The sequence below is a fragment of the Bradyrhizobium sp. genome (assembly GCF_049581145.1).
In the GTDB taxonomy this organism is placed as follows: Bacteria; Pseudomonadota; Alphaproteobacteria; order Rhizobiales; family Xanthobacteraceae; genus Bradyrhizobium.
The window spans coordinates 1-7,793 of the sequence record NZ_JBAURI010001051.1 but is presented as its reverse complement, the minus strand read 5'-3'; the positions used below and the strand labels follow the sequence as shown (position 1 = coordinate 7,793).

At 64.6% G+C, this 7,793-nt stretch carries 9 protein-coding genes; 2 read left to right on the top strand and 7 right to left on the bottom strand.

The window, feature by feature from the left end; all coding sequences use genetic code 11:
* A partial coding sequence (locus WCB02_RS34045) for a YeeE/YedE thiosulfate transporter family protein (protein ID WP_423965441.1) occupies positions 1-531 on the top strand: 531 nt, incomplete at its 5' end.
* On the opposite strand, the gene WCB02_RS34040 is transcribed toward WCB02_RS34045, so the two are convergent.
* The 6 genes from WCB02_RS34040 to WCB02_RS34015 form a co-directional block, all read right to left on the bottom strand.
* The gene (locus WCB02_RS34040; protein ID WP_423965439.1) at positions 518-1,474 is read right to left on the bottom strand and encodes a fatty acid desaturase family protein; all 957 of its coding nucleotides are present in this window, start codon (positions 1,472-1,474) and stop codon (positions 518-520) included. The two genes, WCB02_RS34045 and WCB02_RS34040, sit on opposite strands and share 14 nt — an antisense overlap.
* 30 nt (positions 1,475-1,504) lie before the next feature.
* Positions 1,505-2,728, bottom strand: coding sequence for an alpha/beta fold hydrolase (locus WCB02_RS34035; protein ID WP_423965437.1), 1,224 nt, complete (start codon positions 2,726-2,728; stop codon positions 1,505-1,507).
* Positions 2,729-2,790: 62 nt separating this feature from the next.
* Positions 2,791-3,471, bottom strand: coding sequence for a sulfite oxidase-like oxidoreductase (locus WCB02_RS34030; RefSeq protein WP_423965435.1), 681 nt, complete (start codon positions 3,469-3,471; stop codon positions 2,791-2,793).
* Positions 3,472-3,498: 27 nt separating this feature from the next.
* Positions 3,499-4,824, bottom strand: coding sequence for an MFS transporter (locus WCB02_RS34025; RefSeq protein ID WP_423965433.1), 1,326 nt, complete (start codon positions 4,822-4,824; stop codon positions 3,499-3,501).
* A 38-nt stretch (positions 4,825-4,862) separates the two neighbouring features.
* Positions 4,863-6,083: a cytochrome P450 gene (locus WCB02_RS34020; RefSeq protein WP_423965429.1), complete on the bottom strand. Its 1,221-nt coding sequence runs from the start codon at positions 6,081-6,083 to the stop codon at positions 4,863-4,865.
* A gap of 79 nt (positions 6,084-6,162) precedes the next feature.
* Positions 6,163-6,369 carry a ferredoxin gene (locus WCB02_RS34015; protein WP_423965427.1) on the bottom strand — a complete coding sequence of 69 codons (207 nt, stop codon included), beginning with the start codon at positions 6,367-6,369 and terminating at the stop codon, positions 6,163-6,165.
* Between the two features lie 182 nt (positions 6,370-6,551).
* Here WCB02_RS34015 and WCB02_RS34010 point away from each other — a divergent pair, with 182 nt between their 5' ends.
* Positions 6,552-7,187 carry a TetR/AcrR family transcriptional regulator gene (locus WCB02_RS34010; RefSeq protein WP_423965425.1) on the top strand — a complete coding sequence of 212 codons (636 nt, stop codon included), beginning with the start codon at positions 6,552-6,554 and terminating at the stop codon, positions 7,185-7,187.
* A 4-nt stretch (positions 7,188-7,191) separates the two neighbouring features.
* Here the strand turns inward: WCB02_RS34010 and WCB02_RS34005 are convergent.
* Positions 7,192-7,793 (bottom strand): amidase family protein (locus tag WCB02_RS34005; RefSeq protein ID WP_423965423.1); only part of this gene is annotated, 602 nt, incomplete at its 5' end.

The window sequence follows — 7,793 nt, the reverse complement described above, 5'->3', positions numbered from 1 at the left end:
CTACTGATCTTTGCCTTCGCGCATGCGGCGTTTCGCAGCTCAATGGGGCAGGTGGCGGCCGGATTTGCGATGGGTCTTCTGGCCGCTGCGGGCTGGTTCGTTACCGGCTATCTCGGCGCCGACGATTTCAATCCGGTCCCGGTGACGTCGCTGACCTTCATCGCGCCGATCGCGGACGGCCTGCAATATGCGATGCTGTCGACCGGGCTCACCCTGAATTTCGGCATCGCGACGGTGGGCGGCGTATTTGCCGGCAGCCTGGTCACGGCGCTGGTCACCGGACGCTTCCATTGGGAGGGCTATCGATCGCCGCGTCACATGCTGCGTTCGGCCGGCGGCGCCGCGCTGATGGGCGCGGGCGGCGCGATGGCCTATGGCTGCTCGGTCGGGCAGGGGCTCACGGGACTGTCGACCTTGGCGCTGGCGTCCTTCGTCGCTGTCGCCGGAATCATGCTCGGTACGGCTATGGGATTGCGCGGCGCGCTCCGCGTGCAGCCGCTGGCGGCGGAGGCCGTGCCTAAAGCGCTGTAGCGCGCGAGGTCGCCAGCCGAATCACCTCGAGATAGCCGCGCCGCACTTCCATGCGCTTGATCAGGCCCTTTTCGACCAGCTGCCGATGCGCTTCCGCCAGATGGTAGCACGGCAAATACATGAACAGGTGGTGTTCGGCGTGATAGTTCACCCAATAAGGCGCAATCAACGCCCGCTCGATCGGACCGGCCAGCGTGGTGCGGGCATGACTGAACGGGTCCTCGCCGGTCGATGTGCAGGCATGTTCGGCAATGTTGCGGACCCGCGTAACCAATGACAGCCAGGTCGCCATCGCCAACAGCCAGACGCCGACATACCAGATGCCGGCGCCGGCCAGCCAGAACACGGCGAATAGCAGCGCATTCAGGCCAAGGAAGCGCAGCATCTTTTCGCGGCCGGTCGCGACAAAACTCTCATGCGACACCGCGGCGTCTTTCGCCGCGGGCCTGAACAGCGACAACAACAGCGGCAGCCGCTGCTTGATGAAAGTCTGTCCGGTGAGATCGCGGATCGCCTTGCGGCCAAAACTATCCTTGCTGATCGGGAAGGGCGCCGACAGCGAGAGGTCGGGATCTTCCGGCTGCTGGGTGAATTTGTGATGCTGCAGATGATAGGCGCGGTAGCTCGGCAGATCGGCGCCGACCGGCACCGCGCACAGCCATTGCCCGACCCATTCATTGATCGTCCGGTTGGTGCAAAGCCCGCCATGGGCCGCCTCGTGCATCAGGATCGCAAGCCCGAGCTGGCGCGTGCCCACCACCATGACCGCAAGCAGCCAGGTCAGCGGGTTGGGCCATAGCATGAGCAGCGCCATGCAGGCCGCGATGGTGCCCCAGGCATGCAGCACCAGCCAAAGGCCGCGCAGCGAACTGCGCGAGGTGAGCTGGCGCCATTCCTCCGGCGTGAAGACGGTCTTGGGATCGATGCGTGCCACCGCGGGCATCAGCGCTTCCTGGTTTCGGCCGATGATATGCTAGTCGGCCGCGCGGGTCACGATGCGAATCTCCGAGGTCAGGGTGCGATGCACCGGGCATTTGTCGGCGATTTCCAGCACCCGCTTGCGCTGTTCGGCATCGAGCGCGCCTTCGAGACCGATCACCACTTCGATCTGGTCGAGCAGACCTTCCTTGGTCTCGCACTCGGCGCAATCCTGCGCGTGGATCTTGCTGTGGCTGAGCGTGACGGTGGCGCGCTCCAGCGGCAGCGATTTGCGGTCGGCGTAGAGCCGCATGGTCATCGACTTGCAGGCGCCGAGCGCCGCCAGCAGGAAGTCGTAAGGTCCGGGACCGGAGTCCTCGCCGCCGGCGGAAGCGGGTTCATCGGCAAGCATCCGGTGCGGACCGACGGTCACCGTCTGCTGGAACTTGCTGTTGCGGGTTTCGCGCACCACTACGTTGCGCGGCGCGCCAGCAGGATCGGCGGCTTGCGCGGGGACGGTCGCGTCGAGATAGCGGGTGACCCAGGCGGCGATGACATCGGCGACGTAGGCCGCGTCGCGCCGCTGGCTCAGGAGATGGTCGGCGCCGGCGAGCGAGACAAAGCTTTTGGGATGCTTGGCCGACAGGAAGATCCGCGTCGCATTGTCGATCGAGACGGTATCGTCACTCGGCGCATGCATCACCAAGAGCGCCTTGCGCAGGGTGGTGACGCGCGCCATCAGGCGGTGCTCGGTGATGTCCTCGAGGAATTCACGCGTGATGTGGAAGGGGCGGCCGGCCAGCGAGACTTCGACCCGGCCGAGCTTGCGGATGTCGTCGACCTGGTCCTTGAACAGGTCGGTGACATGGGCGGGATCGGAGGGGGCGGCGATGGTGACGACGGCCTTTGCCTCCGCAATCTGCCCGGCGGCGGCGAGGATCGCGGCACCGCCGAGGCTGTGGCCGATCAGGATCGCCGGCGCCTGTCGCGTCCCTCGCAGATGATCGGCTGCGTGGATGAGATCGGCGACATTGGAAGTGAAGGTCGCGTTGGCGAAATCGCCTTCGCTGGAGCCCAGGCCCGTGAAATCGAACCGCAGCACGGCGATGCCCTTGGCCGCCAGCGCGGCTGATATCCGCGACGCCGCCAGCACATCCTTGCCACAGGTGAAACAATGGGCGAACAGCGCATAAGCCCGCGGCTCGCGCTCGGGCAAGTCGAGCGCGGCGGCGAGCTGATGGCCGCCCTCGCCGGTGAATTGAAAACGCTCGATCGGCATGGGCGGTCTCCATCCGGATGGCCACCTCTCCCTTCGGGATAGGTGACAAGGAACGCTGACAATCAATCGTCGGAATAGCGCTGCTCCAGCCACGGGTCGCCACGGTTGTGATAACCGCGGACTTCCCAATAGCCCGGGGCGTCCTCTGCAACGAATTCGATCGCCTGCAGCCATTTCGCGCTCTTCCAGAAATAAAGATGCGGCACCACCAGCCGGACCGGGCCGCCATGTTCGGCGGTGAGCGGCGTGCCGGACCAGCTATGGGCGAGCAAGGCGTCTTCGGCAGCGAAATCCTCGAGCGCGAGATTGGTGGTGTAGCCGTCATAGCAGTGCAGCACCACGAAGCGGGCGCGATCGTTCGGTTGGCACGCCGCCAGGAGATCGCGGGTGGAAAATCCCCGCCACTGGTTGTCGTAGCGCGACCAGGTGGTGACGCAATGAATGTCGGAGACGAAATTAGCCTGGCGTTGTGTCAAAAATTCCGCAAAATCCCAGAAGATCGGATGCGCGATCGCGCCATGGACGTCGAGCCGCCAGTGCTCGCGCGAGATGTCGGGGGTGAGGCCGAGATCGAGCGTAGGCCAATCCCTGGTGAGATGCTGGCCCGGCGGCAGGCGCTGATCCTCGGGACGCGCGACCTGTCCGGTGAGGAAGCGGCCTTGCTGCGCCCAGCGCTGCTTGCTGCGCGTCAGCTTGCTGTCATGCGACGGTTCAGGTTGCGGCGGCTCATGCGGCTCGGCCATCGCCTCGGCCTTTCGCTATTTGTGGCGCTATTCGTGGCGGTGCATCGCCGACTGGTGCTTGGTGTCACGCATGGTCGCATAGATGAGCAACGAGAGGAAGATGACGCCGCTGAGATAATAATAGAACCAGTCCTCGTGGCCGAGGCTCTTGAAAGAGAGCGCGATCGCAGGCGCGGTGCCGCCGAATACCGACACCGTGATCGCATAGGGAAAGCCGACCCCGAGCGCGCGGACATTGGTCGGAAACAGTTCCGCCTTCACGACCGCGTTGATCGAGGTATAACCGGCGACGAAAATCCAGGCCGCGCAGATCAGAAGGAAGGCCATCAGCGGCGTCTTGGTTTCCTTCAAGGTCATCAGGATCGGCACCGTCGCGAGCGTGCCGACCACGCCGAAGAAGATCAACAGCGGCTTGCGGCCGATGCGGTCTGACAGCGCGCCGTAGGTCGGTTGCAGCAGGATCGCGAACACGAGCGAAGCGAAAATCACCATGGTGGTCTGGTCTTCGGTCAGTCCCGACGATAGCCTGACGAAGGTCTGCATGTAGGTGGTGAAGGTATAGAATGCCGCGGTGCCTCCGGCGGTGAGGCCGACCACCAGCAGCACTTCGCGCGGATATTTCAACAGGCCGCGGATCGAGCCGCTCGGCTTGGCTATCTTGCTGGCTTCGACGAAGGCGTCGGTCTCCTGCAGGCTGCGCCGCATCACCGCGGCAAAGATCGCGAGCAACGCGCCGATCACGAACGGGATGCGCCAGCCCCAAGCCTTCAATTCGGCCGGGGTCAGGAAGACCTTCTGCAGCAGCAGCAGCACGATGATTGCGGTGAGCTGGCCGCCGATCAAAGTGAAGTACTGGAAGCTGGAATAGAAGCCGCGATGTTTGGCGTCGGCGACTTCGCTGAGATAGGTCGCGCTGGCGCCGTACTCGCCGCCAAGGCTGAGGCCCTCGATGACGCGCGCCAGCGCCAGGATCGCCGGCGCTGCGACGCCAATCGTGGCATAGGTCGGCGTCACCGCGATGATCAGGGAGCCGAAGCACATGCACACCACCGACAGCGTCAGCGACAGCCGCCGGCCGAAATGGTCGGCGAGGTAGCCGAACAGCCAGCCACCGAGCGGCCGCATCAGGAAGGTCGCGGCGAACAGCACGGCGGCATTAAGCTGCTGCACCACCGGATCGCTCTGCGGAAAAAACGCCGGCGCGAAATAGAGCGCGAAGGCGGTGTAGGCGTAGAAGTCGTACCATTCGACCAGATTGCCGATCGAGCCGATCAGAATGGCCTTCACCCGCCGCCGCATGTCGGCGAGGTCGAGCTGTTCCGGAACCGGCGTACCGATGGCTTGGTCTGTCAATGTCCGGTCTCCGAAATGGCTCTTTTGTGGCAGACCTTTCAGGTAGCCTTTCCGAACAGGAACGGCAACTGCCGCGGCCCGCGCACCGTGCCCTCCGACCATGTGACCTTGCCTGCCGGGTCGAGGTGAAAGTCCGGAATTCGTCTCAGCCACTCCTCGATTGCGACCGTCATTTCCATGCGCGCCAGGTTGGAGCCGACGCAGCGGTGAATGCCGAGCCCGAAGGCGGCGTGGCGGTTCTCCTTGCGATCGAGCACGACCTTGTCGGCATCCGGAAACATCGCCGGGTCGCGGTTGGCGGCCGGGAACGACAACAGCACCATGTTGCCCGGCTTGACCGGGCAGCCGCTGACCACGGTTTCCTTCACGACTTCGCGCGCCATCGTCACCGGCGAATAGGCGCGCAGCAATTCCTCCACCGCGGTCGGCATCAGCTCGGGCTGGCCGACCAGCCGCTCGCGGTCGGCGGGCGTCTGCGCCAGATGCCACAGCGAGGAACCGATCGCGCTCCAGGTGGTGTCGATGCCCGCAATCAGGATCAGCCGCAGGGAACCCAGCACATGTTCGTCCTCGAGCGGCTGGCCGTCCCTCGTCCGCGCCTTCATCATGGTCGAGATCAAATCGTCGCTCGGATGCGTCTTGCGATGTTCGACATGACCGGCGAAATACTCGGTCATCTCGTTCGCGCCGCGCATCAGCGCCTCCTGGTCCTTGATGCCGAGCTCGAGGATCTCGTGGATCCATTTGATGAAGAGATCGCTATCCTGTTCGGGAATGCCGAGCATGTGGGCGATGGTGCGCACCGGCACGTGCTTGGTATAGCGCGCCGCCGCGTCGCATTTCCCGTCGGCGATGAACTCGTCGATCAATTCGTTGCAGATCGCGCGGACCCGCGGCTCCAGCCTCTTCATTGCGTCGGGCGTAAACGGCGGCAGCAGCAACTGCTTGGCCGGCTTGTGCTCCGGCGGATCGGAGGTGATCGGGGGGGCCCGGGCGGTGAGCTCCGGCCGGACGTCGCGCACCAGCACGCGGCGCGAGGAGAAATGCTCGGTGTCGTGGGCGATCTCGCGGACCGCCTCATAGGTGGTCGGCAGATAGCAACCGAGGAATCGCTCGGTATGCACCACCGGACTTGCCGCGCGCAATTCGTCCCAGATCGGGAACGGATTTGCGGTCCATTGCGGATCGGTGTGGTCGAAATCGTGCACCCAGTCTGTTACTGGCGGGTGTTCGGGCAGCACGCGAGCGGGATCGGACATCAGCGCAAATCCTTATCTGATTTGATGGGTTGCAGCCGTGGTTGCTGGGCGTTTCGCATCGGCCGCCGTTGGCTTGCTTCTACTGCTCGGTCACCTCGATGGCGAACTCCGGGCAATTGGCTTTCGCAAGCCACGCCTTATCCTCGAGCCCCTCGGGCACCGTGCCGTCGCCGGCCTCGTGCGCGTTGCCGTATTCGTCGAGATCGAACAGTTCCGGCGCCAGCGATTTGCAGCGCGCATGACCCTGACACTTGTCCTGGTCGACATGGATCTTCAGCTGCGCCATCGAAGCACCTCCCTCTTGATCGCGCGGCCCGCGCTGACGTTTCCTGCATGATCGGCGTATTGTTCGCCGCAGGCCCGCTTGTTCGCCGCGCCCGTAAGTTATAGCCTATTACATTGGTGCCGCCGCAAATCTGTCAAGTCAAAAGATCGTCGATCGCCGCGTTGCCAATTTCGTGAAGAACCATGTCGCCTCAACGCGTCCGCAAGCTGCAAAACACCTACCATCACGGCGATCTTCGCGATGCGCTGGTGCGTGGCGCGCTGAAGGAAGCCGAACGGGGCGGGCCAGAAGCCATCAGCATCAAGGCGCTGGCCAAACAGCTCGGCGTCTCGCAGCCGGCGCCCTACCGGCATTTCGCCGACCGCGAGGCGCTCTTGGTCGCGGTTACGGCGGAAGCGTTTCGGCAGTTCAATGCGATGCTGCGCGAGGCAACCAGGAAGCCGTCAAAGCGCTCGAAACTGTCGCGCATCGCGCAGGCAACGCTGGATTTCGGCCTGCGCCGCAACGGCATCTACCGGTTGATGTTCGCCACCCGCACCAAGGCCGGCGCACCGAAAGGCAGCGAACTGCACTTGGCCGCGATGGAAACCTTTGGCCTGGTGCTGGAAGCCTTGGGGCCGCCTACCGCCGGCTTCCTGCGCGAGCGGCACGCGCTGGCGATATGGACTGGCGTGCATGGCGCGGTGATGCTGGCGGAGCAGGGCCTGCTCACCGGCAAGGCCGCGCGCATCGGCATCGCGGACCTGGTCCAGGACATGGTGAAGCAGACCGAACTGGCGCTTGCGGCCGCGATCCAGGACGCCGGCGCGCAGGCTTGACTGACTATCTCGGCGGCCGCGGATCGATCGGTGTCGTGCCGCGGACGCCCAGGATATCCTCCAGCACCTTGGCGGAGGCGAGCAGTTTTGCCTCGCCGCGCGGCGGCGCCACCATCTGCAGTCCGACCGGAAGGCCGGAGGCGGTGAAACCGCAGGGCAGTGACAGCGCCGGGCAGCAGGTCAGCGTGATCGCATAAACGATTCCGAGCCACTCGACGTAATTTTCGAATTTCTTGCCGCCGCATTCGGCGACATAGCGATGCTCGACCGGGAACGGCGGCACGATGGTGGCCGGCGTCAGCAGCAGGTCGTAGGTGGCAAGGAATTCCAGCGTCCGCGCGGCCATCGCGACGCGCTGCGTCTCGGCGCGCGCGATCTGCTCGACCGTAAGCTTGAGGCCCTGTTCGATATTCCAGATCACCTCGGGCTTGAGCTGGTCGCGGTGCGTTCGCAACAGCTCAGCCTTGGTGACGGCGAAATAGAACGCGCGCAGCACGTGGAAACATTCATGGGCGTCACGGAGGTCCGGATGGGCCTCCTCGACGATGGCGCCGGCCTCGGCAAAGCGGGCGGCGGCCTTGCGCGTGATCGCGGCGACCTCGGGAT

Excerpts from the sequence above, each read along its gene's own strand:
- WCB02_RS34040 (WP_423965439.1), bottom strand. The coding sequence starts at position 1,474 with ATGCCCGCGGTGGCACGCATCGATCCCAAGACCGTCTTCACGCCGGAG.
- WCB02_RS34035 (WP_423965437.1), bottom strand. The coding sequence starts at position 2,728 with ATGCCGATCGAGCGTTTTCAATTCACCGGCGAGGGCGGCCATCAGCTC.
- WCB02_RS34030 (WP_423965435.1), bottom strand. The coding sequence starts at position 3,471 with ATGGCCGAGCCGCATGAGCCGCCGCAACCTGAACCGTCGCATGACAGC.
- WCB02_RS34020 (WP_423965429.1), bottom strand. The coding sequence starts at position 6,083 with ATGTCCGATCCCGCTCGCGTGCTGCCCGAACACCCGCCAGTAACAGAC.
- WCB02_RS34015 (WP_423965427.1), bottom strand. The coding sequence starts at position 6,369 with ATGGCGCAGCTGAAGATCCATGTCGACCAGGACAAGTGTCAGGGTCAT.
- WCB02_RS34010 (WP_423965425.1), top strand. The coding sequence starts at position 6,552 with ATGTCGCCTCAACGCGTCCGCAAGCTGCAAAACACCTACCATCACGGC.